The sequence below is a fragment of the Streptomyces sp. YKOK-I1 genome, assembly GCF_054660435.1.
The window spans coordinates 7,889,124-7,914,113 of record NZ_BAAGDR010000001.1 but is presented as its reverse complement, the minus strand read 5'-3'; the positions used below and the strand labels follow the sequence as shown (position 1 = coordinate 7,914,113).

The 24,990-nt window shown below is 71.1% G+C and carries 16 protein-coding genes and 1 pseudogene; 10 read left to right on the top strand and 7 right to left on the bottom strand.

Translation table 11 applies throughout. From position 1 onward, the window contains the following. Window positions 1-1,413 carry an RICIN domain-containing protein gene (locus ACYQ8Q_RS35185; protein WP_460070682.1) on the bottom strand — a complete coding sequence of 471 codons (1,413 nt, stop codon included), beginning with the start codon at window positions 1,411-1,413 and terminating at the stop codon, window positions 1-3. Between the two features lie 251 nt (window positions 1,414-1,664). On the opposite strand from ACYQ8Q_RS35185, the gene ACYQ8Q_RS35180 reads away from it, so the two are divergent. From ACYQ8Q_RS35180 to ACYQ8Q_RS35170, 3 genes are all read left to right on the top strand, one after another. Beyond that, on the top strand, window positions 1,665-3,773 hold the full coding sequence (locus tag ACYQ8Q_RS35180; RefSeq protein WP_460070681.1) for an autotransporter-associated beta strand repeat-containing protein: 2,109 nt from the start codon (window positions 1,665-1,667) through the stop codon (window positions 3,771-3,773). A gap of 398 nt (window positions 3,774-4,171) precedes the next feature. Next, window positions 4,172-5,110 carry a homocysteine S-methyltransferase gene (gene mmuM / locus ACYQ8Q_RS35175; protein WP_460070680.1) on the top strand — a complete coding sequence of 313 codons (939 nt, stop codon included), beginning with the start codon at window positions 4,172-4,174 and terminating at the stop codon, window positions 5,108-5,110. Window positions 5,111-5,194: 84 nt separating this feature from the next. Continuing rightward, window positions 5,195-6,268, top strand: a complete 1,074-nt coding sequence (locus ACYQ8Q_RS35170) for a LacI family DNA-binding transcriptional regulator (protein WP_460070679.1) — start codon at window positions 5,195-5,197, stop codon at window positions 6,266-6,268. A gap of 27 nt (window positions 6,269-6,295) precedes the next feature. Here ACYQ8Q_RS35170 and ACYQ8Q_RS35165 read toward each other — a convergent pair whose 3' ends face one another. From ACYQ8Q_RS35165 to ACYQ8Q_RS35150, 4 genes are all read right to left on the bottom strand, one after another. Next, window positions 6,296-8,029 carry a carboxylesterase/lipase family protein gene (locus ACYQ8Q_RS35165; RefSeq protein ID WP_460070678.1) on the bottom strand — a complete coding sequence of 578 codons (1,734 nt, stop codon included), beginning with the start codon at window positions 8,027-8,029 and terminating at the stop codon, window positions 6,296-6,298. Window positions 8,030-8,121: 92 nt separating this feature from the next. Continuing rightward, window positions 8,122-9,333 carry an alginate lyase family protein gene (locus tag ACYQ8Q_RS35160; protein ID WP_460070677.1) on the bottom strand — a complete coding sequence of 404 codons (1,212 nt, stop codon included), beginning with the start codon at window positions 9,331-9,333 and terminating at the stop codon, window positions 8,122-8,124. A gap of 106 nt (window positions 9,334-9,439) precedes the next feature. Next, window positions 9,440-12,589, bottom strand: a complete 3,150-nt coding sequence (locus tag ACYQ8Q_RS35155) for an alginate lyase family protein (RefSeq protein WP_460070676.1) — start codon at window positions 12,587-12,589, stop codon at window positions 9,440-9,442. Next, window positions 12,586-14,106, bottom strand: coding sequence for a glycosyl hydrolase family 28 protein (locus ACYQ8Q_RS35150; protein WP_460070675.1), 1,521 nt, complete (start codon window positions 14,104-14,106; stop codon window positions 12,586-12,588). The genes ACYQ8Q_RS35155 and ACYQ8Q_RS35150 overlap by 4 nt, the downstream gene beginning before the upstream one ends. 55 nt (window positions 14,107-14,161) lie before the next feature. Here ACYQ8Q_RS35150 and ACYQ8Q_RS35145 point away from each other — a divergent pair. From ACYQ8Q_RS35145 to ACYQ8Q_RS35115, 7 genes and pseudogenes are all read left to right on the top strand, one after another. After that, a pseudogene (locus ACYQ8Q_RS35145) lies at window positions 14,162-14,368 on the top strand (hypothetical protein); the annotation flags it as partial. A gap of 683 nt (window positions 14,369-15,051) precedes the next feature. Beyond that, a complete protein-coding gene (locus tag ACYQ8Q_RS35140; RefSeq protein WP_460070674.1) occupies window positions 15,052-16,065 on the top strand; it encodes a hydroxyacid dehydrogenase in 1,014 nt (337 codons plus the stop codon). Window positions 16,066-16,569: 504 nt separating this feature from the next. Next, complete coding sequence (locus ACYQ8Q_RS35135; protein WP_460070673.1) at window positions 16,570-17,901, top strand: ABC transporter substrate-binding protein; 1,332 nt, start codon at window positions 16,570-16,572, stop codon at window positions 17,899-17,901. 11 nt (window positions 17,902-17,912) lie between these two features. Then, entirely contained in the window at window positions 17,913-18,797 is an 885-nt protein-coding gene (locus ACYQ8Q_RS35130; protein WP_460070672.1) for a carbohydrate ABC transporter permease, read from the top strand. Next, window positions 18,797-19,702 (top strand): carbohydrate ABC transporter permease, encoded by a 906-nt coding sequence (locus ACYQ8Q_RS35125; protein WP_460070671.1) that lies wholly within the window; start codon window positions 18,797-18,799, stop codon window positions 19,700-19,702. Before ACYQ8Q_RS35130 ends, ACYQ8Q_RS35125 begins: the two co-directional genes overlap by 1 nt. A gap of 71 nt (window positions 19,703-19,773) precedes the next feature. Next, window positions 19,774-21,438: a family 43 glycosylhydrolase gene (locus ACYQ8Q_RS35120; protein WP_460073616.1), complete on the top strand. Its 1,665-nt coding sequence runs from the start codon at window positions 19,774-19,776 to the stop codon at window positions 21,436-21,438. Between the two features lie 189 nt (window positions 21,439-21,627). Then, a complete protein-coding gene (locus ACYQ8Q_RS35115; RefSeq protein ID WP_460070670.1) occupies window positions 21,628-22,671 on the top strand; it encodes a LacI family DNA-binding transcriptional regulator in 1,044 nt (347 codons plus the stop codon). 619 nt (window positions 22,672-23,290) lie between these two features. On the opposite strand, the gene ACYQ8Q_RS35110 is transcribed toward ACYQ8Q_RS35115, so the two are convergent. Together ACYQ8Q_RS35110 and ACYQ8Q_RS35105 are read right to left on the bottom strand one after the other, a co-directional pair. Further along, on the bottom strand, window positions 23,291-24,202 hold the full coding sequence (locus ACYQ8Q_RS35110; protein ID WP_460070669.1) for an isocitrate lyase/PEP mutase family protein: 912 nt from the start codon (window positions 24,200-24,202) through the stop codon (window positions 23,291-23,293). 121 nt (window positions 24,203-24,323) lie between these two features. Beyond that, window positions 24,324-24,983, bottom strand: a complete 660-nt coding sequence (locus ACYQ8Q_RS35105; RefSeq protein ID WP_460070668.1) for a ThuA domain-containing protein — start codon at window positions 24,981-24,983, stop codon at window positions 24,324-24,326. Window positions 24,984-24,990 lie beyond the last annotated feature (7 nt).

Sequence of the window (24,990 nt, the reverse complement as noted above, 5' to 3'; positions counted from 1 at the left end):
TCATGAGCCCTGCGTCCACTGCTGGTTCGTACCGCCGTTGCAGGTGTATGTGATGATCGCGGCCGAGTCGGCGGTGGACGCGCCGTTCACGTCGAGGCATTCGCCGCTCGCCCGGGACTTGATGTTCACATAGCTGCCGCTGGTGGTCACGGACCACTGCTGGGTGGTGGCCGAGGAGTCGCAGTTCTCCTGGGTGACGGTGCTCGCGTTCTCCTGCACGCACAGCGAGCTCTGGCGGGTGACCAGCTGGTAGTAGCCGCTGCCGACGGACTTGAACCAGTACTTCTGGTTGTTGCCGCCGTTGCAGGTGTACTGCTTGATCTGGGCGCCCTGCCAGAGCGACTGGCTGGTCACGTCGGCGCACTTGGACGAGTGCCGGGCGACCAGCGTGTTGTAGGTGGCGCTGGTGCCGGTCACCGTCCCGGCCGCCGTGTCCACGGTGACCTCCGGGTACCAGGACATCGACATGGTCGTGGTGGTCGGGAAGGTCAGCGGCAGCCACACATAGCGGGAGTCGTTGACCGTGCCGCCGAAGGAGTTGCCCCAGCGGTCGCCCATGTACAGGTACGACGTCCCCGAAGTGCCCTGGACGGGAAGGACGTACGCGGTCTGCGAGCCGTAGGTGGTGGAGTCGCCGACGTTCGCCATCGACGTCCAGGGGCCGGCCAGGCTGGTCGCGGTGGCGTACTGCTGCTGGTTGGCGCTCCAGCCGGTGGCGCCCGACGTCAGCATGAAGTAGACGCCGCCCCGCTTGAACAGGGCCGGCGCCTCGCGGTGCCCGCCCGCCCAGGGGTTGGCGACCAGACTGTCGATCGCCGTGTAGTCGGCGGTGAGCTTGTAGATGTGCAGGTCGTAGTTCTCGTTCGCGGCGGAGACCATGTAACCGGTTCCGTCGGTGTCGACGAAGGTGGTGATGTCCCGGGACATGTAGGAGCCGAGGGGGCGGAAGCTGCCCTGGTAGGTGTAGGTGCCGTCGACGGTGTCGGAGACGGCGACGGCCGCGCGGGCCTCGCTGTAGTCGGTGCCGTTCTCCTTGTGCATCCACATGACGAACTTGCCGGTGGAGGCGTTGTAGACGACCTTCGGCCGCTCGATGTAGGCGGTGCCGAGCTCGGAGGCACTGGACTGGGTCAGGACATGGTTCCTGAACTCCCAGTTCTTCAGGTCGGTGGAGCGGTAGGCGTCCACGTACCGGAAGGTGTTGTCCGCGTTGCGGTCCTCACCGAACCAGTAGTAGTAACTGCCGACCTTGATGACCCCGCCGCCGTGCGCGTGCACCACGGCGCCGGAAGTGTCGGTGAACTGGACGCCGTTGGGGACGGTCACGGCCGCCGCCTGGGCGGGACCGGCGGTGGCGAGGGCGCCGATCAGCGCCAGACAGAGGGCGAGCAGGGTGGCGTACACACGTCTCATGGGGATACCTCTCGGGGAACGACCACCTTCACGGGACTACAGGTGTGTTCGAAGCTGCGGGCGCGTTCGAGGATGCGAACGCCATGTGGAATGACGAACGCCGAAAAGGTAAGGGTGTGTTACCAGCAGGTCAACGGGTCTGACGGGACTTGATAGAAAGCCTTTTCTGGAGAAGTGCGGCGAGACCCGGAGGTTTCCAGCGGCGCGGCGAATTTCTGTTATCGGCGATGACCCCGTGCCGTCTCCGACCTGTGCGCAGCCCCCTCCACATCTCCAGCGCGGCCGTCGGCGCCCTCGCGGCCGTCGCCGCCCTCCTGGTCACCGCTCCCCCGGCCGTGGCCGCCGGCGCGCGGGACGTCACCGCCGACGTGCTCGCGAACCGGGACGTGACCCTCACCGGCGACACCGTGATCACCGTGCCCTCCGGGACGACGACGTACGACGGCGTCCTGCGCGGCGAGGGCACGCTCACCGTCCGCGGCGGCGGCACGCTGGTCCTCAGCAAGGACAGCGACTTCACCCTGCCGAAGGCCCGGCAGCGGCAGACCGTACGCACCCGGGGCGGCAACCACCCGTACACGACGGTCACCCGGCCCGACCCGCCCGCGATCACGGTCGACCGCGGCACCACCCTTCAGTACGGCACCGGGGGCGGCACCGGACTGATCGGCCATTTCCCGTACGACACCCCCGGATACCAGCTCAACCAGCTCAACATCCGCGTCGACGGCACCCTCCGTCTGTCGCTCACCCGCACCTTCAACATCGGCACGATCAGCGGCTCCGGCCTGGTCACCCAGCCCCGCGGCATGTGGGGCACCCTCGACCTGGCGGGCACCCACCCCTTCACCGGGGTGATCGACAACGGCACCGGCATGGCCGTCGGCCGCCCCGAGTACCCCGTGGCCCTGCCCGCCGCCCGCGCCATCCTCAACCAGGGCTCCTGGATCATCGACACCCCGCTGAACCAGACGATCACCCTGCGCCAGGACTTCTACCAGCGGGAGTACGGCAGCGACGTCAACGTCCACAGCCGGCCCGGCAGCAAGGTCGTCCTCACCGGGCAGTACAGCTACAGCGACCGGGGCGGGGACACCCACCCGTCGTTGAGCGACCCGGACCTCAACTGGCGTGCGATACCACACCAGTTGAACAAGCGGGGCACCAACATCGAGGGCGCGGACGTCCGGTGGGGCGACGGCACCACGCACCGGATCTTCATGCCCGGCACCAAGGACACCGTCTACATCAACCTGCACGAACGCAGCGGACGCCGGTCCCTGCTGACGTTCGACTACAACGGGCCCGTGACGCTCGGCGCCCCCATCGGCGGCGGCCGGTACCACGACACGCTCGCCGCACCCGGCGCCGGGGACGTCGTGATCGCCGGCACCAAGGGCAACGACGTCACCTTCGCGGCCGCCCAGCACTACGACGGCTCCACCACCGTGCAGCGGGGTGCGGTGCTGCGGCTGGGCTCGGGGGCGGCGGGCGGCGACGGTTCGCTGCTCACCGGCACGGCGCGGCGGCGGATCGTGAACGACGGGACCCTCGTCGTGCGGAACACCACCACACCCGTCTCCCTGTCGGGCATCGGCGGCAGCGGCGCGCTCGTCCAGTCCGGCGCGGCGACCACGACGCTCACCGGACCCTCCGTGACGTACACCGGCACGACGACGGTCAGCAAGGGCACCCTCGCTCTGCGCGGCGGCGCGAGCCTCGCCAACAGCCGTGCGATACACCTGACTTCGGCCTCGGCACGACTGGACACGGGCGGGGCGGCGCTGCGCGTGCTGAGCGCCCTCGACGGCAAGGGCACGGTGAAGGGGCCTGTCACCAACCGGGGTGTGGTCGCGGGCGGGTTGACGGTGAGTGGTGACTACGTCCAGAGCGCCGAGGGTCAACTCGTCGTGAGGCCCTCGCCGTTGAAGGTGGGCGGCCGGGTGCGGCTGGGCGGGGGGCTCGATCTTTCGGAGGCGGTGGAAGGGGAAGGCGCGAAGGAGATCACCGTTCTCGACCACACCGGGCGCGGTGCGGTCTCCGGCACCTTCGACGGGCTACGGGAGGGCGCCGAGGTACGGCTCGGCGACGCCGTCTACCGGATCAGCTACCGGGGCGGCGACGGCAACGACGTGGTCCTCACCGCCGACGCCACGGGCTCCTCCCCCTCGGCGGTCGGCAAGTCGGCCTCCTCCCACGCGGTGTCGGTGGAGACCCGCAGCGCGAACAGTGGCATGAGCAGCGGGATGGGGTGGTGGCCGTACGTGCTCGCCGCGGGCCTGCTCGCGGGCCTCGGGATGCCGATGACCCTACGGAGACGGCCCCGTCCCCACCGCGGGGGCGGCCGCCACGCGGCGTAGGAAGCACGCACCGGGAGCCGAGCCGGACCTGAGGGACGCACATGCTGCGAGCCGAGCCGGACCTGAGGGACGCACATGCTGCGAGCCGAGCCGGACCTGAGGGACATGTGCCGCGGGCCGACCCGGGCCTGAGGAACGTATGCCGCGGGCCGACCCCGGCCAGAGAGACACGCCCCGCGGGCCGACCCCGGCCAGAGAGACACACCCCGCGGGCCGACCCCCGCCAGAGAGACACGCCCCGCGGGCCGATCCGGCTTCGGCGTGGACGAGGTCGGTGTCCGTGTCGGTGTCGGACGGCGTCCGCCAAGGCCGGCGGTGGCCCTTCCCACAAGGTGGGCGTTGTGTTCACGAGGCGGACGGGAGGGGCCTTCCGCAGCGCCTTGGACTAGCGTCAGGTCATGACCAGCGAAACCCCTTCCCCTTCCGGCACCCCGCTCGCCGAGGCGCTCGCCGCAGGAACCGTCGTCCTCGACGGCGGCATGTCCAACCAGCTGGAGTCCGCCGGACACGACCTGAGCGACGAGCTGTGGTCCGCGCGGCTGCTGGCCGAACGGCCCGAGGCGATCACCGAGGCACACCTCGCCTACTTCGAGGCGGGCGCGAACGTGGCGATCACCTCCAGCTACCAGGCCACCTTCGAGGGCTTCGCCAAGCGCGGCATCTCCCCCGAGGAGTCCGCCCGGCTGCTGACGCTGAGCGTGGAACTGGCCCGCGAGGCCGCCCGTCAGGCCCGGGACAAGGGGATCACGCAGCCGCTGTGGGTGGCCGCGTCGGTGGGACCGTACGGCGCGATGCTCGCGGACGGCTCCGAGTACCGGGGCCGCTACGGGCTGAGCGTCGCGGAGCTGGAACGTTTCCACCGGCCCCGGCTGGAGGTCCTGGCCGCCGCCGCGCCCGATGTGCTGGCACTGGAGACCGTTCCCGACGCCGAGGAGGCCGAGGCGCTGCTGCGGGCGGTGCGGGGGCTGGGGGTACCCGCCTGGCTTTCGTATACCGTCGACGGTGTACGGACGCGGGCCGGCCAGCCGCTGGACGAGGCGTTCGCCCTGGCCGCCGAGGCCGACGAGGTGATCGCGGTCGGCGTCAACTGCTGCGCCCCGGAGGACGTCGACGCCGCCGTGGCGACGGCCGCCCGGGTCACGGGCAAGCCGGTCGTCGTCTATCCCAACAGCGGAGAGTCCTGGGACGCGCAGGCCCGCGCCTGGAACGGCCGCTCCTCCTTCGCCCCCGAGCAGGTCCTCGGCTGGAGGGACGCGGGCGCGCGCCTGATCGGCGGCTGCTGCCGGGTCGGCCCCGAGGCGGTGGCATCGATCGCGCGGACCCTGGCGACGGCGTAGTTTCTCCGCCCGCACCCGCCGACACTGCTAGCCTCCGCTGGTGGAAACCGGTTGCTGCCGGTGTTTCCGAAGGGGAGGGGCGCGATGACGAGAAAAAGCGCGGACGCGGCACGCAGCACCATTCGTGACGTGGCGGCCCGGGCGGGGGTGTCGGCGTCGACCGTGTCGCGGGTGCTCGGCGGGGTGTATCCGGTGAGCGCCGAGACCCGCACCCGGGTGCTCCAGGCCGTCGGCGAGCTGGACTACGTCGCCGACGCGCGCGCCAAGGCGATCGCGGGGGCCGGGACGCCCACCCTGGCGTTCGTACTGGAGGACATCACGGGACCGTCGTTCGCGCACATGGCGCACGGCGTGGAACGCGAGGCGCACCGGCTCGGTCACCTGTGCCTGGTGTGCAGCACGGAGGGCGACGTACGCCATGAGCTGGACTTCGTCGAGACGATGCGGGCGCAGCGCGCCACCGCGGTGATCCTCGTCGGCGGCGCCGCCGACACCCCGGAGTACCGCGAGCGCACCCGTCGTATGGCCGACTCACTGGCGTCGGCGGGATCCCGGCTGGTGCTGTGCGGCCGCCCGCCACTGGGACCGGGCGCGCCGGTGACGGTCGTCGAGTACGACAACGAGGGCGGCGCCTTCGCCCTGGTCGCGCACGTCCTCACCCAGGGCCACCGCCGGGTGCTGTTCCTCGGCGGCAAGCCCGACCACACGACGGCGCTCGGCCGTGAGCGCGGCTACCGCCAGGCGCACCGGGCCCGCGGCGTCGAGGTGGACCCGGCGCTGATCCTGCACGGCGACTTCACCCGGGACACCGGCTACCGGCTGCTGCGCCGGGCCCTCGAACGGCGCCTGGACTTCACGGCGGTCGTCGCGGCGACCGACATGGTCGCGGCCGGCGCCCTGACCGCCCTCCACGAGGCAGGCCTCGACGTCCCGGGCGACGTCTCCCTGGCCGGCTACGACGACATCCCGTTCGCCCGCGACCTGCACCCCGCCCTGACCACGGTCCATGTCCCCTACGAGGAACTCGGCCGTCTCGCCGTCCGTACGGTCCTCGGCCGCGCCCCCGACGCGCCCGGCGAGCACCTGCTGCTGGGGACCCATGTGGTGGTAAGGGACTCGGTGGCGGACGTGGGCGGGGGGTCGCTCGCGGCTCGATGAGCGGGAGCCGGCGCGCGGTCGGCGGGGTCAGTCGCGCTGGACTCCGCCGGGGCGGCGCAGCCGTCGTACGGCCGATCTGAGTTCCGTGGTGCGGATGATCCGGCCGCCGTTGAGCGGGGCCGGGGGCGTGGTCGGTGAGGTGGCCGGGCCGGGGGGCTGGGGTGGGGTGGGTCCGGCAGGGGTGGTCCACAGGGCCAGCTCGTGGTCGCGTAGGCCGTAGGCGGTATGCGATCCACCGGTTTCTGCATACGGAATCCCGTCGCCCGACCGCCGTACACGACCGCCCGTATGCGGCGGCGTACCCGGCTCCGCCGCACTCACACCGCCCCCCGACCCGAGCACCCGTACGGGATGCCGCTCGTCCCACGCCTCCCACCCCGGATCGCCCGTCGCCACGAACCGCACCCACGCCGAGTGCATCGCGTCGGCCAGTTCCTGCGGGGTGTCCTCCCCGGCGAGTTTCGCGGTCTCGGGTGTGTGGCCGGTGTCGAAGACGAAGCCGAGTTCGAGGGCGTGGCAGGCGCCGAGGCCGGGGCGCAGGGAGGGCCAGGCGAACTCGTAGACGTACGAGGTTCCGGGGCGGGCGTCGGCCAGGCGGTGCAGGGGCCGGCGCAGCAGGTGGTCGGTGACCATCTGGCCGACGATCTCGGCGGTTCCGGCCTCGGGGTTCAGGGTGCGATAGCCGCGGGGGACCTCGTGGCCGCAGTGGCAGCGGGCCATGGCGCCGGCGAGGGCGACGGCGCCGAGCCGGTCGACGCGTTCCAGGAGCCCGCCGGGGACGAGCCAGAGCCGGTACTCGTCACGGGTCCAGCCGAGGAGGAAATCGCATCCGGGGGCCGCGTCGCCCTCGACCAGGGCCTGGAGCGGGTCGCGCGGGACGAGGTCGCCGTCGACGACGATACCGAAGGCGGGGCCGCCCAGGACGGGGCTGCTGAGCCGGCCGACGTCGGCCTGGGTGCGCAGCAGCAGGTCGCGGTCGACGGCGGCGAAGGCCTCGGCGGTGGCGGGGATCTTCAGCCGGGTGGCCATACGGCGCACCATGCGGCGTACCTTGTCGCGTTCGGAGGCCTCCGGCGGTCCGCTCTGCAGGACGGCCCGCCGGAACAGTCCCTGGGCCTGGGGGGCGGCGATCAGCGCGCCGGCACTGATGGCGCCGGCGGACTGTCCGGCCAGGGTGACCCTGTCGGGGTCGCCGCCAAAAGCCCTGATGGACCGGTGGACCCACTGCAGGGCGGCGAGCTGGTCGCGCAGGCCGGGGTTGGCGGGGGCGTCCGGGAACAGCCCGTAGCCCTCGACGCCGAGCCGGTAGTTGACCGAGACGAAGACGATGCCGTCGCGGGCGAAGTGCCGTCCGTCGTACACGGGCACGGCGGACGAACCCCTGGTCAGCGCCCCGCCGTGCAGCCACACCAGGACGGGCAGGCGGGCGCCGGGGCCGGGGTCGGGCGTCCAGACGTTGAGGTTGAGGCAGTCGTCGCCGGGCACGACCGGGTCGGACAGGTACTGGGCGAAGGCCTCGGAGTACGGCGGTTTCGGCGGCGTCGGTCCGAAGGCGCCCGCGTCGCGGATCCCGTCCCAGGGCTCGGGCGGCTCGGGCGGCCGGAAGCGGCGGGGGCCGAAGGGGGGTGCCGCGTAGGGGATGCCCCGGAACACGGCGATGCCCTGCTCGGAGCGTCCGCGGACGGCCCCGTAGGGGGTCGTGACGACCGGGTCGGGGTACTGCCGGTCCTCCGCCGCGGGGGTCGTCCGGTCTGCCGTCATCTGCCCACCAGCCCTTCGCAGCGCTCGTGCCCCGGTATTACCAGAGCACCACACCCGTGCGGGGTATTCCGGTGCACGAGCCTGTGACAGGGCTATTTGGCGTACATGAGGGTGCCGAAACCCAGCTGGTCGTAGCCGCCGCTGGTGGATCCGTAGTCCCCGCCGCCGCCCTCGGGGGCGACGGACAGGCACATCCGGGAGAGGTAGGGGTCGTCGAGGTACAGGCGCCGGTTGTAGTGGTAGTGGAGCATCGCCCAGACGGGGCGGACCTGGCCCCGGGAGGAGGCGGAGATCGCGGTCTGGGACTGCTGGGAGCAGTTCTGCCCGGTTCCCCAGGTGTAGGTCGTGAAGGGGACGTCGTCGCCGAGGTTGTACTTGGCGACGTACTGGGCGGCCTTCAGGAAGCGGCGGCTGTCGTAGGAGTACAGGTCGTCGCCCTGGTTCCAGGCCATCTCGCAGATCGCGCCCATCTGCCCCATGCCCATGACGGTGTGTCCCTGGTCGCGGCCGGACTCCTGCCACTGGCCGAGCGCGTAGCCGTCGTCGTCGGTGTACAGGTACGGCACGGCGTGCGCGAGCGAGCCGTTTCCGGCGCCCGACCTGAAGTACGTGACGGCCTGGTCGTACTTGGCGGAGTCCTCGTTGAGGATGCCGATGGCCAGGACGGAGGCCATGGTGCACAGGTCCCAGTTGGCCCAGTAGTTGGTGATGCAGGCGTCGTTGTGGTGCGTCAGGAAGCTGTCGTTGAGCGGGTAGAAGACGGATTCCATCATGCTCTGGAACGCGGCGAGGTCGAAGTCGTCGTGGTCCCGCATGAGTTCGGCGGCGTTGGCGAACTGCCAGCCGTAGATGCCGGCGGCGAGGAAGCGGTCGGCGTTGCCGGTGATCGACGTCAGGGTGGTCGCCCAGGCGTTGAGGATGTTCACGGCGCACTGCGCATGGGCCTCGGTGCCGGCGACTCGCCAGCGCAGGGCGTTCTGGTAGGCGGCGGCGATGTCGTTGTAGAGGAGGCCGTAGTTCTCGCCGGTGCCGCCGCGGACGACGGTGGCCGTCGCGCGGGGCGTCCAGGTGGACTGGGAGTGGGAGTTGGCGGTCAGCCTGTTCCAGCCGGACAGCCAGGGGTCGGTGCCTGCGGCGACCCGGACCCTGGCCCGGTTGATGTCGCCCGCGTTGTGCAGCATGCCCGGGTGGGTGAAGGCGGCGGGCGCGGCGTCGGCGGTGCCGGCCGCCGAGGCGGCGCCCGCGCCGAGGGCGAGGGCCGCGGTGAGACCGCCGGCGGTCCGGAGCAGACCGCGGCGGCTCATGTCGCCCGGATCGTGAAGCCGGTGGTGAGGCGGGTGGTGGGGGGAGGTGCGGCTCATGGGTGTGGGCTCCCATCGTGGGGGGGGGATCCGTGGGGGATCCCCGTTTCTAGGGCGAGGTGACGATCACCTCGCCGAACCGTGCGGTGCCGAGGGCCGTCTGGTTGCGGGAGCAGACCACCAGGCCCACGTGGTAGGGGGCGTCACCGAAGGTGGGGACCGTTCCCTGGGCGAGGGGGGTCCAGGTGGCGCCGTCGTCGGTGGAGACGGAGGCGGTGAAGGCGGTCCCGGTGCGCTTCAGCCGCAGGAGGAGGGGGAGTTGTGGGACGGTGGTCGTCCCGGAGAAGACCGAGGCGCCGGCCACCGTCGGCCGCAGCATGAGCTGGGCGCCGGTGCCGCCGGTGACGATCACTCCGGCCGCCTGGTCGAAGGGCGACAGGGACTTGGTCATCAGCAGCCCGATCCGGTCGGCGGTCGCGCCTTCACGGGAGAGCAGCCGGGCGGTGATCTCACAGTCGCCGGTGACGGTGCGCCGCACGAACTGGCCGGTCATTCCTTGTGAGTTGACGTTGAGATCGACGCCGGCGCCGTTGACGACGAAGGTGCCGTCGTCGTAGGTGGCGCTGCCGGGGGTGAGGACGGCGACGACGCCGAGGGTGCCGTGGTCCCGGCGGTCGCCGATGACGTCGCCGAGGTCGCCGTTCGTCCACGGCTCGGGGAGGGCCGCGCGTGCGTTGTCGCCAGTGGCGGTCGAGGCGTCCGACGGGGTGGTGACGGCCGGGGCGACGGCCTCGACCGCTTCCGAACGCGGCCCTCGTCCCGTGCAGTTGGTCTTCGCCACGGTGTAGTGGTACGTCGTGCCGGGTGTGCCGGTCGGGTCGGTGTAGCGGATGCGGGCGCCGAAGCCGACGGGGCCGACGGCGGTGGCGAGGGTGCGGTACGGGCCGTGCGGGCGGGAGGCCCGCCGGACGGTGTAGCGGGCGGAGAGGTCGGGATCGGTCCAGGTCAGGCGGATTCCGTCGGGGTCGGGTGCCGCGTGGAGGTCGGTGACCCTGCGGGTGGGGCGGGGGGTGCGCCAGATGTCGCCGGCGGGGCCGGTCACGCTGACGTTGTCGAAGGCGCCGGTGCCGGTCTCGGCGTAGTCCTGGTCGATGCCGAGGCAGGAGGTGAGGGCGAGACCGGCGTATGCGATATGCGGCATACCGTCGACCTCGGTCGTACCGACGACGGTCCACCGCACACCGTCCGCGGAGATCGAGCCGGTGAAGCGCCGCCCTTCGCGGGTCACCCGCACCCAGTAAGGGGCCCGCAGCCGGTACCCGTCCCCCGCGCCCTCGACGTACGGCGCCTCCAGCGGTGTCGCCGACTCGGGCAGCGCGCCGAGGTTCGAGATCGGGAACGAGGCCTTGGCGGTGATCGCCTCCTGCTGGGACGGGGGCACGGGGGTGCTGCCGGTGGCCGAGGTCTGCGCGCCGGCGGACGGGCGTACGGTCCACACACCGCTCCAGGTGTGCAGGGGCAGCCCCTGGAGGAGCATCGAGGCGTGCGGGGCGTCGGCGTCGAGGGAGGCGCGGAGGGTGACGCCGATCTTGGAGTACTGGGAGCCGAGCGGCCAGACGATCCGGGCGGTGACGGTGCCGTCGCCGCGCAGGGGCAGATGGGCGAGGCGGTAGGCGTCGGCGGTACCGGACGCCTCCAGCACGAACCGTTCCCCGTCGAACGCGGCCGCCCCCGGGATACGCACCGCGCCGGTGTCGGCGGTCGCCCAGGGCGAGGGCAGACCGGCGGCCGCCGAGGCGATCGCCGAACTCACGCTTTCTCCGAGGGAGTTGGAGGAGGTGACCGTGTAGTGGTACGTCCGTCCCACGCGGACCCGGGTGTCGGTGTACGCCGGATCCGTGATCCCGGAGGCGAGCTCCTCGTAGGGGCCCGCGGGGTCGTCGGCACGCAGAAGGGTGTATGCGGTGGCCCAGGCGGACGGCAGCCACGCCACAGCAACCGCTTTCCCCTCCCCCACCGCGGTGACGCCCGCCGGCGCGGTCGGGGCGGTGGGCGCGGGAGCCGTGCTCCCGGCCCAGGTGAGGGTGCCGAAGCCCGGCAGGTCGTCGTTGCTGCCCTCGACCACCCGGGTCCCGCCCGTGCCGCGGAAGATCGCGGCCTCGGCGTACGGGGCGTCGAGGCCGCGGACTCCGGCGTAGTGGGCGTAGTACATCTCGTAGATCGGGGGGAGGCTGCCGCGGGCGGTCGCGGAGACGGCGGTCTTGATGTACTTGCCGGTGCGGTCGAGGTCGGGGGTGAAATCGACGTCGCCGCCCAGGTTGTAGCGGGCGGCGTACTCCGCGTTGGCGAGGATGCGGTGGCCGTCGAAGCCCCACAGGTCGACGCCCTGGTTCCAGGCGACCTGGGCGGCGTCGCCCATCAGGCCGACGGCGAGCTGCTCGTGGCCCTGGTCGCGGCCGGACTCCTGGCCCTGGCCGCCGGGGGCGACGACACGGTGGGGGACGCTGCCGTTCCCGGTGCCGGCGGCGGCGTAGCGCAGGGCGTCCTCGAAGAGGGTGCGTTCCTCGCAGAAGACGGCGATGGCGAGGATCGACTGGACGGCGGTGAGGTCCCAGTTGCCGTTGGCGTACAGCATGTAGCCGGAGATCGCGGGATACCAGACGTCGAGGAAGGAGCGTTCGCAGCGGGCGATGTCGGAGTCGGTCCAGCCGTCGTAGCCGGTGTGGCGCAGGAGTTCGGCGGCGTTGGCGAGTTTGAAGGCCTGAAGGCCGGCGCCGAGGGGCCCGTCGGCGCCGGTGACCATGGTGAGGGAGGCGGACCAGGCGTTGAGGATGTCGCGGGCCTTGTCGGCGTGGGCGCGGTCGCCGGTGACGGCCCAGACGAGGGCGTTCTGGTAGGCGGCGGCGCAGTCGGCGACGGCCTGGTTCTGGTAGTTGGCGGGTCCGCGGCCCCAGGAGGTGATCTGGCCGGTGTTCTGGATGGTGTATGCGGTCTTCGATCGACTGTGTGCGGTCAGCGCGAGGAATCCGTCGTAGACAGGCGACCGCATACCGTCGACCGCCGACCTCATCCGCGCCAGATCGGCGGCGCTGTGCAGCAGCCCGGGGTGGGCGAAGGCGAACGCCGCCCCGCTCCCCGCCGTGCTCCCGGTCCCGTCCTGCGCCGCCCGGGCGGCGGGTACGAACAGGGTGCCGGCGCCCCCGGCGAGGAGCAGCGCCGTGGAGGACTTCAGCAGACCGCGGCGGCTGATCGGGCTCACAGGGCGGCCGCCTCGGCGGTCGTGAGGAACTTCAGGTTCGTCACATGCTCGTTGGCGAACCACTGGATGGTGTCGGTGGTGTAGTACCAGCTCGGCTTCCTCATCGAGTCGGCGATGACGACCCCGTTGATCACCAGGTTCTCGAAGGTGACGTTCTTGATGGCGTGGTCGGCGTCGTACCCGAGGAAGAGCGAGGGGTTGGCGTGGGTGCCGGTGTAGGTGAGGTTCTTGATGTAGACGTCCTCGATACCGCGGCCGGCCGAGGTGTTGTACTTCGTGTTGTACATGACCTTCATGTAGATGACCTGGCCCCAGCGGAAGTCCTCGATCCGTACGTCCTCGATACGGACGTTCCTGATCAGGTTGGAGTCGCCGGGGTTGAGGGCGATGCAGCCCTGGTAGTTCATCTGGGGTTCGCGGTGGTCGAGGATGTCGATGTTCCTGATCAGCAGGTTCTCGATGACCTCGGGGGCGTCGGTGTTGCCGTGCGTGCCGATGTTGACCGGGTGGGCGACGTCGGCCCACAGGGTGCAGTTCTGGACGGTGATGTCGCGGGTGTCGCCGTAGTAGTCCCAGCGGTGGGCGTAGACGGCGATGCAGTCGTCGGAGTTGCGCAGGAAGCAGCCGTCGAGGACGACGTCGCTGGAGGAGAAGATGTCGATGCCGTCGCCGTTGCCCTTGGAGCTGAAGCCGCGGACCTTCCTCATCCGGACGTTGCGGGCCTCGCCGAGGGTGGTGATGTAGTTCCCCGGGTTCATGATGATGACGTCCTCGACCCGGATGTTCGTACTGCCCTCGCACAGCACGCCCTGACCGGGGCTCGCCCAGATCATTCCGTGCCCCTTGAGGGCGGCCTTCTCCACGTCCCTGAAGAGGACCGTCGCCTTCAGGACGGCGCCGCCGGCGAGATACACGGTCTTGCCGCTGGGGACGGTGAGGGTGCCGCCGGGGACGGTCTGCACACCGGGGCCGAAGTAGATGACGTCCGGGTCGTCGGCGGCGCACGGGTGGTGTTCGACGCGGTTGGTGAGGACGTGCAGACAGTCGAAGATCTCGTCGTTGATCTGGACGACCAGGTCCTTCGGCTCGTCGAGCGTGAACACCAGGGTGTCACCGCCGAGTTCGGGCGTGATGCCGTACGAGTCCGGTCTCACCCGCGCCTTGGTGGTGCCGCCCTTGAGATACGTCACCTCGATCTCCACGGAGCCCTGGAAGTCGAAGTAGACCAAGGAGGAGTTGTAGACCTTGCCCGAGCCGGTGGTCGGGTTGATCTCCTCGAGCTGCGGCCGGTAGACGTCGAGGGTCTGCCACGCGCCGTCGGGGGCGGTGCGGACGCGGACCCTGAAGCTGGTGTTGGTGGGCACGGCGGCGGGGCGGGGGTAGGTGAGCAGCTTCGGGGCGGAGTGGTCGTCGTCCGCGTGCGCCGCCGTGGCCGTCAGGCCGCCGGACAGTCCGGCGGCGAGCGCGGTGGCGCCGACGGCCTGGAGGGCGGTACGGCGGGACAGGGGCGTGTCCATCAGGACTCTCCTTCGTGGATACCCCCGGCTTCAGCCGGGGAGGAAACGAAGCTCCTGCGGGGCAGGGCGGGGAAGGCCGGTTCGCCGCCAGGGCGGGCCGACGTCTGCCTGTGGAGACGGTGCAAGACCTCAACGGGAGTCCTCCCGGACGGGGCGGTCGTCGGTGAAGCAGGAAACCCAGCGGGCGACCGCTGGAATCTCCCGCCCTCAGGCGGGGGACGAAGTCAAGCGGGGCTCCTCGCGGCGGCAGGGGGGAGGCTGATCCCGAACGGGCAGGGCTGGCCGGACAGCGGGGGCGGCTGAAACGGCGGAAATGGCTGAAACGGCGGGAGACAACGGATAGCAACCGGTTGCCATAAGTAGGTGGCCAGAGCTTGTTCCGCTCTCCGGGGGACGTCAAGGGTCCTCACAGACTTTCGAAAATCCTGTGCACGGCACGCCGCCGACCTCACCTCGCCCCGCGGTCGCCCGCCAGACTCACCGCACAAGTCCCCGACCTGCACACATTCGGAGATCGGGGCAGGCCGGAGCGCTCGACGGACCCCCTCCACCCCGGCCCGGCACGGGCGCATGTCCCCGGGACCGTTTTCGGGGACGCCGCCGCCGGGCGGGGTACGGCCACCCGTCTCACGCCCTGCGGCCATCCGGCCGGACACCGCACCCTCCCCTTCACCCCCTGCACCCCCTGCACCCCCTGCACCGGAAACGGCCGGAAACAAGTCGCGCCGCTGCCGCACACTCCCGCCGCTCCCGCCGCTCCCGCCACCGAGCGGCACACCTCCTCCCCCAGCCGCCAACAACCTCTCTGAAATGGCGCTTTACCGCAGAAACAGCCCGAAATATTTACGACAGAGCGATCAGTCCGACCGATTGACCCTGCCTCCAGGACGGATCTACCGTAGGGAGCGCTTCCAGAAAACGTTTCCTACGCACCTCAGGAGAGTCATGCCCAGCGCCCAGCTGCCCAGGGCCGTGTTCGCCATGGATCCGGTGCACCTCCCGCTGCTGTTCCCCGCCCCACTCCTGGCCCGGCTGCGGCGGACGGCCGAGATCGATCCCGGCCTCGTCGTGCGGGACTTCGCCGACCCGGCCGCCGCGTCGGCGCTGGGCGGCGCCGATGTGCTGATCACCGGCTGGGGCTGCCCCCATCTCGACGCGGAGGCGCTCGCCGCGCTGCCCCGGCTGCGCTCGGTCCTGCACGCCGCGGGCTCCGTGCGCTCACTGGTCGGCGAGGCCCTGTGGGAACGCGGGGTGAAGGTCTCCAGCGCGGTCACCGGCAACGCCGTACCGGTCGCCGAGTACACGCTCGCGATGATCCTGCTCGCGGGGAAGGACGCCTTCGCCCACCGTGAGCGCTACCGCCGGACCCATGCCCAGCCGACCCCCGCCGAGACGGCCGCCACCGGCAACCTCGGCCGCCGGATCGGCGTCATCGGCGCCTCCCGGGTGGGCCGCAGGCTGCTCGAACTACTGCGCCCGTACGACCTCGAGGTCCTCCTCCACGACCCGTACGTGGAGGCGTCCGAGGCCGCGGCGCTCGGCGCCCGGCTCGTCTCGCTGGAGGACCTGCTGCGGCACAGCGACATCGTCAGCCTGCACGCCCCCGACATCCCCGAGACCCATCACCTGCTGGACCGCCCCCGTCTCGCCCTGATCCGCGACGGAGGTGTGCTGATCAACACCTCCCGCGGCGCTCTCGTCGACCATGTGGCACTCACCGACGAACTGGTCTCCGGCCGGCTGCACGCGGTCCTCGACGTCACCGATCCGGAGCCGCTGCCCGCCGACTCACCCCTGTACCGCCTCCCCAACGTCTTCCTGACCCCTCACATCGCCGGCTCCCTCGGCAATGAGCTGGAACGGCTCGGGCTTATCGTGGTGGAGGAACTGGAGCGCTTGGCCGACGACCTGCCCCTGGCCCACGAAGTACGCCACGCGGACCTCGCCCGGGTGGCCTGACCGGGATCCCACGTACGGAGCGGGGGAAGCGGGCCGTTCGCCACGCGCGCGTGGGCGCGGTGGAGCACGGCCCTGTCGGCCCCCGCGCCGTGGCGCCGGCGCCGACCCGTACCCAGGTCGCGCGCCCGGCACGGCGAGGGGTCCCGCTCACCGGTACCGGTCAGGACGGCCTCGTCACGCATCCCGCCGAGGCCGGGGGTACCGAGCGCGCAGCTCGATCGATTCCGGCTGACCGTAAACGGTTTCCCCACTCTGACCTGCACAAATAATGCTCCCAATCTCCCTCTCGACAACTTTTTCCCGCACGCCCCTTGATAAGCCCGGACCAGACGCCCTACCGTCCTCGGCAACCGGTTTCTACATCTCTCGCCCTTCCGCTTCGGCCGAACCCCCACGAGCGCGAGCCGCTGCCGCAGCCGATGTGCCGGCCGCCGTTCCCGGCCAGTACCGAGCCGCCGTTCTCGGCTCTTCCGAGACGCCTACTTCCCGAAGGATCACGGTCAGATGAACTCCACCAGCCCCCGGAGAAGGTTCGCCCACGCCGCCGTCGCGGGTCTCGCACTGACAGGTCTGCTCACCGCCTGCGGCGGTTCCGACGACGGGGACTCCTCGGCCTCCGGCCCGGTCACCCTCCCCTTCTGGGGCTGGGCGAACGGCCAGGAGACGGTCGTCAAGATGTTCAACGCGTCCCACAAGGACATCCAGCTGAAGTACACGAAGGTCACCGACCAGCTGACCATGCAGAAGCAGCTCGCGAACGCCGTCAAGGCGAAGAACGCGCCGTGTCTGCTCCAGAACACCGCCGAGTACGTGACCAGCTGGGTCTCGCAGGGCGCGCTGGCCGACATCAGCGAGTACGTCGGTTCCAGCAAGGACGAGTTCCTGCCCGGCGCGTGGGCGGGGGCCCAGGTGCAGGGCAAGGTCTACGGCGTGCCCACCAGCGCGGCACCGGCCTTCACCATCTACCGCACCGACATCTTCAAGAAGTACGGCCTGGAGCCGCCGGCGACCTGGGACGACTTCATCGCCGCGGGCAAGGTGCTGAAGAAGCACGGCATCCACGTCACGAACTACGCCGGTGAGGACCCCAGCACCCTGGAGGTGCTCGCCATGCAGGCGGGCGCCCACTGGTACTCCATCGACGGCAACTCCTGGAAGGTGGACTTCCAGGACGCGGGCAGTCTGAAGGCCGCCGACGTGATCCAGCAGGTCATCGACAACGACCTCAACTCGAAGCTGTCGTTCGCCGACTACGCCGCCCTGCAGCGCAACTTCGACGACGCCGGCACCGTCACCCGGCAGATCTCCACCTGGCAGATGGGCGGCATGGTGAACAGCTTCACCAAGTCCTTCGGTCAGTGGGCGCTGTCTCCGTGGCCGACGTACAAGGGCGAGGCGGCCAGGACACCCGCGGGCACCAACCAGAGCGCCAACATCAATCTGGTCACCTCGCAGTGCAAGTACAAGAAGCAGGCCGCCGAGGCGGCGCTGTGGCTGTCCACCAACAAGGGGGCGGTGGACAGCATGGCGAACCCGGAGACCGGCAGCGGTGTCATGCCGGGCCTGACCGACAGCGCGGACTATGTCGACAAGGCGATCTCGGAGAAGCTGCTCGGTGACCACTACGAGCCCGCCAAGAAGATCGTCACGGACAGCCTGGGCACCGCCACCACCGACTGGACCTTCGGCCCCGACTGGACCGCGATGTTCACCGAGTTGCAGGCCCAGTGGGGCAAGGTGGTGGCCAAGCAGCAGAAGGTCACCGACCTCCTCGCCCACATGCAGCAGTGGACGGTCGACGACCTGAAGTCCCGCGGCATCAGCGTCGAGGGCTGAGGCGCCGACCGATGATTCGCTCACTGCGCTGGAAGGGTGCCGCGTTCACGGTGCCCTTCCAGCTCGGCTTCGTGTTCCTGTACCTGGTCCCGATCGGCTACGCCGTGTACCAGTCGCTGTACCGCACCCAGCAGTCCGGGCTCGGGCTCGGCGGCTCCACGGACGAGTTCGCCGGCCTGGCGAACTACCGGCAGGGGCTGACGGACACCGCGTTCCTCGGCTCGATCCTGCGCGTGGTGCTGTTCGCCTGTGTGCAGATCCCGCTGATGCTGCTGATCAGCCTGGTGCTGGCGCTGCTCCTCGACACGCTCGCGTCCCGTGCGGCGAGCCGTTTCCGGATCATGCTGCTGGTCCCCTACATGATCCCCGGTGTGGTCGCCGCGATCGTGTGGGTCAACCTCTACAGCCCCGAGGTCGGCCCGCTGACCACGCTGGGCAGGGCCTTCGGGTTCGACTGGAACTTCTTCGCGCCGTCCATGGTGTGGCCGTCCATCGGCAACCTGCTCACCTGGCACGGCATCGGCTACAACATGGTGATCATCTACTCCGCGTTGCAGGCTGTGCCGCGCGAGCTGTTCGAGGCGGCCCGGCTGGACGGGGCGGGCGAGATCCGTATCGCGCGCAGCGTCAAGGTGCCGTATGTGCGCGGGGCGCTGGTCCTGACCGGTCTGCTCTCCATCATCCAGATGCTGCAGATCTTCAACGAGCCCGCGCTGTTCCGGAACGTGACCCCGCAGACGGTGAACGACAGTTTCACCCCCATCATGATCATCTACAACCAGGCGTTCAACGCGAGCAACTACCACTACGCCGCCGCCCTGTCCGTCCTGCTGGCCCTGATCCTCGGTGTCGCCTCCTTCCTCTTCTACCGGCTCACTTCGAAGGAGGCCGACTGATGACGCTCACCGAGGACCGCCCGAAGACCCGTGCCGTGCGCAGGTTCAACCGTCCCGATCCGGCCGCGCGCGGCCGGGGCGGCCAGCGGTTCGTGCTGATCGGCCTGGTGCTGGCCAGTGTCTACAGTCTGTTTCCCATCTACTGGCTGATCATCGCCGCGACGAAGGACCGCATCGGGCTCTACCAGAGCAACGGCCTGTGGTTCTCCGGCTGGCACCTGTGGGACAACCTGCACCAGCTGTTCACGTACGAGGACGGCATCTTCCTGCGCTGGACCGCCAACTCCCTGCTCTACGCCGGTGTCGGCTCCCTCGGCGGCACGATCATCGCGCTGGCCACCGGCTACGGCCTCGCCCGCTTCGACTTCCCGGGCCGCAATCTGGTCTTCGCCTGCGTGGTGGGGTCGTTCCTGATCCCGCTCGCCCTGCTCACCCTGCCGCTCTATCTGCTGTTCTCGGCGATCGGCATGGTCGACACCCCGTGGGCGATGCTGGTGCCCTGTCTGATCAACCCGTTCAGCGTCTATCTCGCCAAGGTCTACACCGAGGCGACGATCCCCTACGAACTGCTGGAGGCGGCCCGCCTCGACGGCGCCGGCGAACTGCGCATCTTCTTCAGCATCGTGATGCGGATGATGACCACGGGCGGCGCCACGGTGTTCCTGCTGGCCTTCGTGAACACCTGGAACGCCTTCTTCCTCCCGCTGACGGTCCTGCGCGGCGAGGAGAACTGGACCCTGAACCTGGGCCTGTACAACTGGAGCGGCAAGCGGATGGAGTCCGGTGTCGACCTGACGGGGCTGGTGCTGACCGGGGCCCTGCTGTCGATCGTGCCGATGGCCGTCGTGATGGTCGCGATGCGGCGGTACTGGCGGACCGGAGTGACGCTGGGGGCGCTGAAGTGAGCACCGTGCCGAACGCCGGCGGCGACGGTATACAGACAACCGTTGACCCTCTACGGGCGACCGGCGACCGCATACAGTCGACCGCCACCCCCGTACAGTCGACCGTCGCCCGCAACCCCGTCCTCCGCGGCTTCGCCCCCGACCCCTCCCTCATCCGGGCCGGCGACTGGTACTACGTGGCGACCAGCTCCTTCGAATGGTTCCCGACGATCCCGGTCCACCGGTCCCGCGATCTGGCGCACTGGGAGTACGCGGGCCATGTGGAGGGCGCGGCTCCCGGTGGGACGCTGGCCGGTGTCCCCGACTCGGGCGGCATCTGGGCGCCGTCGCTGAGCTGGGACGGCGAACGTTTCTGGGTGGTGTACTCCGTCGTACGGTCGGTCGGCACGCCGTACTTCGACCAGGACACCTACGTCACCACGGCGACCGAGGTGAGCGGGCCCTGGGCGCCGCCGCGCCGCGTCCCGGGTCATGGGTTCGATCCCGCCCTCTTCCACGAGGACGGCCGGCTCTGGCTGCTCAATCTGCAGAACGACCACCGCCCCGGCGGACGGCGTTTCGCCGGCATCGTCCTCACCGAACTGGACCGCGACACCCTCGCCCCGCTCGGCGGCACCCACCTGCTGCTCCAGCACGAGCGGCTGATCGAGGGGCCGAAGCTGCTCCGTCACGACGGCTGGTACCACCTGCTGCTGGCCGAGGGCGGCACCGGTTTCGAGCACGGTGTCCGCACCGCCCGCAGCCGCACGCTCACCGGCCCGTACGCACTCGACGACCGCCCGATGCTGACCTCCCGCGACGACCCGGAACTGCCGTTGCAGAAGGCGGGGCACGGCGAGCTGGTCCGGACGCCGGAGGGCGAGTGGTTCCTGAGCCATCTCACGGCCCGTCCGCTGCGCACCCCGGACGGCCCGCGCTGCACCCTGGGCCGGGAGACCGCGATCCAGGCGGTGGTCTGGGACGACGAGGGAAGACCCCGGCTCCGGCAGGGCGGTTGGCACCCGGCGGTCGAGGTCGCCGTCCCGCGAGCCGTGCGGACGACCGAGCGGCCGGTCTCCGGGCCGGAGAGCCAACCCCCCTCCCCCAAAACCCCGTTGGGCTGGCCCTGGAGCACTCTGCGGGAACCCCCGGACCCCTCCTGGGCGGACGTCGTCTCCCGCCCCGGCTGGATCCGGCTCCGCGGCCGTCAGGGACCGGAGTCCCGCTGGGCGCAGAGCCTGCTCGCCCAGCGCCTCACGGAGCACCGGGCGACCGCCCACGTCACGGTCGAGGCACGGCCGTTCACCTACACCCAGGCCGCGGGTCTGATCCTGCGGTACGACGCGGAGGCGTACCTCTCGCTCGACCTGACCTGGGCGGAGCCTCCGGGGGAGCCGCAGCGCGGCCAGCAGTGGCAGGGCGGGGGCCGGACCGTGCTGAGCCTGGTGGAGCGGGACGAGACGGGGACGCGGCAGGCGGCGGTCGTGGAGATCGACGCGAGCGCGCCGGTCACGCTGGGGGTGACCGTGGAAGGGGCGGAAGCGCGCTTCTGGTACGCACGGGAGAGCCGGGAGGCGCAGGAGACGGTGCGCACGCCCGTCGGTCCGCCGCTGGACTGCGCCCGGCTGTCCGACGATCATGGCGGACGGTTGCGCTTCACGGGCACGCTGGCCGGTGTGCACGTGCGGGATCTCGTCGACGCGGCGTTCACGGCGGACTTCCGGGACTTCCGGCTGACGTGCACGGCGGTCGGCTGACTCCGCGGTCGACGCCGGTTTTCGAAAGTTCCGCCCGCCGGGACCCCGCGGCCCCCGATGTCTTCACCTCTCGCCGCCCCGCCCCTAGGATAGCAAGCGCTTTCTGCGAGCCGCCTGTTCGGATCGGCTCCGAAAGGGCGCTGGTCGAGCTTTCGCTGGCCCTCGGGCGGGCCGGAGAGGTGGTTCCTCATGGTGCGCACGGCGGGTGCGAGTGCGACGGCCGGGCCGACGCTGGCGGTCGTGGCCCGCGAGGCGGGGGTGTCCGTACCCACCGCGTCCAAGGTGGTCAACGGGCGGGAGGACGTCGCGCCCGAGACCAGACGCCGGGTCACCGAAGCGCTGGACCGGCTCGGTTATGTGCGCAGACCGCGCTTCGACGCCTCGAAGCCGCCCCGGCTGGTCGATCTGGTCGTGCACTCGCTGGAGAGTTCCTGGTCGGGGGCGGTGCTGCACGGGGTGGAGGAGGCGGCGCACGACGCGGGGCTGGACGTGGTGGTCTCGGCGGCGCTGTCCCGGACCCGGGCCGGCCGTCCGCAGCGGGGCTGGCTGGACAAGCTGACCGTGCGCGGTTCGGCCGGAGTCCTGTTCAATCTGGCCGAGTTGACGGACTCCCAGTACGCGTGGCTGGCGCAGCACCGTACGCCGTTCGTGCTGATCGATCCGGCGGTGGAGCCGCCGTCGGACGTGGTGTCGGTGGGGGCGGCGAACTGGCAGGGCGGGGTGACCGCGACCGAGCATCTGCTGGCGCTCGGGCATGAGCGGATCGCCGTGATCGCCGGGCCGCGCCGGAAGATGTGCAGCAGCGCGCGGGTGGCGGGGTACCGTTCGGCGCTGGCGGCGGCGGGGCTGCCGCAGCGGGCCGAGTATGTGCGCAACGGTGGTTTCGACGAGTCCACCGCGCACCGACGGATGCGGGAGCTCCTCGACCTGCCCGAGCCGCCGACGGCGGTGTTCGTGTGCTCCGACGCGATGGCCCTCGGGGTCTACCGGGCCGCGCTGGAAAGGGGGTTGAGGATCCCGTACGACATCAGCGTGGTCGGGTTCGACGATCTGCCGGAGTCCCGCTGGACGACCCCCGGCCTGACCACCGTCCGCCAGCCGCTGGCGGAGATGGCGGCGACGGCGCTGCGACTGCTGGTGCGGATGATGGACGGCGAGCGCCCGGAGGGCACCCGGACGGAGCTGTCGACCCGTCTGGTGGAGCGGGCGAGCACGGCTCCGCCGCGGCGTTGAGAGAGGTGTCCGGCGCGGCAGGGGTTCACCGGCCGCCGACGCGTACGAGGAGCAGGTCGCGGTCGGCGGCACGTGCGACGTCGGACCGGGCGGGAGGATGTCGCCGAGCAGCCTGGCGGGATGCGGGGTAACTCCCTTAGGCGGCTCGGCCCTTGGGTCGCGCTGCGATCAGTCGGGGCATGCCAGGGAGTCGGTGCCCGCCGTTAGGGGGCGGCGCGGTCCCCCCACAGACTCGGCCGACCGCTCGGCGCCGACGCGTGGAGCCGGAGGAGTCGGGCTCGTCGTCAGGGGGCGACCGGTCATGCCTCCAGGTCGACCGGCTGCCCAGCACCGGCACACGAGCCCGAAGTGGCCGGGCTCGTCGTCGGGCGGCGACCCGTCAGGCCTCCAGGTCGGCCGTCTGTCGGGTGCCGGTGCGCGGGCCCGAAGTGGCCGGGCTCGTCGTCAGGCGGCGACCCGTCAGGCCTCCAGGTCGACCGGCTGCCCGGCACCGGCACACGGGCCCGAAGTGGCCGAGCTCGCCGTCAGGCGGCGACCCGTCAGGCCTCCAGGTCGACCGGCTGCCCGGCACCGGCACACGGGCCCGGAGTGGCCGGGCTCGTCGTCGGGCGGTGACTGGTCAGGCCTCCAGGTCGGCCGGATGTCGGGTGCCGGTGCGCGGGCCCGGGGTGGCTGTGGCCGTCCGTTGGTCGCGGCTGCGGGTGATGTTGCGTTCCAGGAGGCGGGTCGCGGTGTCCACGCCCACCCCGTCGGGGGCGTTGCCCTTCTCGGGCAACCGGCCGTCCGCGCGGCGGAGTTCGGTGAGGGCGGCGTGCATGGCCTCGTGGGCGGCGAACAGGCAGGGCGTGCTGTAGATCGCGACGTCCACGCCGAGGGCGTCGAGTTCGCCGAGGGAGAGCCGGGGGGACTTGCCGCCCGCGATCTGGTTGAACAGCAGTGGCTTGCCGCCGGTGACGGCCCGGATGCGGCGGATCCAGTCGACGCTGCGGACGCCGTCGACGAGGACCACGTCCGCGTCGGTGGCGGCGAGCGTCTCCGCGCGGTGCAGGATGTCGTGCTCGTCGGTGGCGTCCGTGCGGGCCACGACGAGCAGGTCCCGGCGGGTGGCGAGGACCATCTCCAGCTTGGCGAGGTACTCCTCCAGGGGCAGCACCTGTTTGCCGTCGGCGTGGCCGCAGCGGCGGGGCCGTTTCTGGTCCTCCAGGACCACACCGGAGGCACCGATCCGTTCGAGGCCCTCCACCACGTGGCAGGCGACCTCGGGGTCGACATAGCCGTCGTCGATGTCGACCAGCAGATGGTGGCCGGGGAAGGCGCCGCGCAGCCGCTGGACGAACGCCATCATGTCGGGCCAGGCGATGAAGCCGATGTCGGGCAGTCCGTAGTAGGAGGCGGCGAAGCCGAACCCGGAGACGAACATCCCGTCGTAGTGCTGCGCGGCGATCGACGCCGAGTACATGTCGTACACGCCGATCAGCGGGGTGGTCCCCGGTGCGGCGATCCGCTCCCGCAGCTTGGTCCCGTAAGTCAACGTCCGGCTCCTCCTGACGGTTCCTGCCACCGGACAGGAGGATCTCCGGCGGGCTGGTGCGGACCGTTCCCGGCGCGGGGGTCACTCACCCCGATGGCGGAAGCGGTTCACCGCAGAAACGTCACTGGGCGTCCTGGCCCACCCGGGCCGCCCAGGCGATCCCGCCCCGCAGATGGGCCAGGAAGCCGGGGTCGCGGTAGGCCTCGGAGGCGTGTCCGAGAGCGGTGTAGAAGACACGGCCCGCGCCTTCCTCGCGGCACCAGACCAGGGGGTGGTCGGCGCCCATCCCGCCGCCCTCGTAGGAGGACTCGTCGGCGCAGGCGAGGACGCGGACCCGGCCGCGGGGGTTGGTGCGGAAGTCGTACCACTCGTCGGTGAAGTCCCAGACGGTGGGCAGGTGCCGGGTGGCGGGGTGGTCGTGGTCCTCGACGACCGCCTTGCCGGGCTGGTGGGCGGGGTGGCGATCGAAGCGGGCGCCGAGGAGTTCGCCGTAGTACGGCCAGTCGTACTCGGTGCAGGCCGCCGCGTGCACGCCGACGAAGCCGCCGCCCGCGCCGACGTACGCGGTGAGGCGAGAGCGTCCGGCGGGGGTGAGGACCTCGCCGCTGGTGGAGAGGAAGACCACGGCCGCGTACGCGTCCAGGGGGGCCTCCAGGGCCGCCGGGTCCTCGCTGTGGTCGACGGTGAAGCCGTCCAGGGTCCGTACGGCGGTGACGGCGTCCGGGATGGAGTCGTGGCGGTAGGCGGTGGTGCGGGTGTACACGAGCAGGCGGGCGGTCATGCCGTCG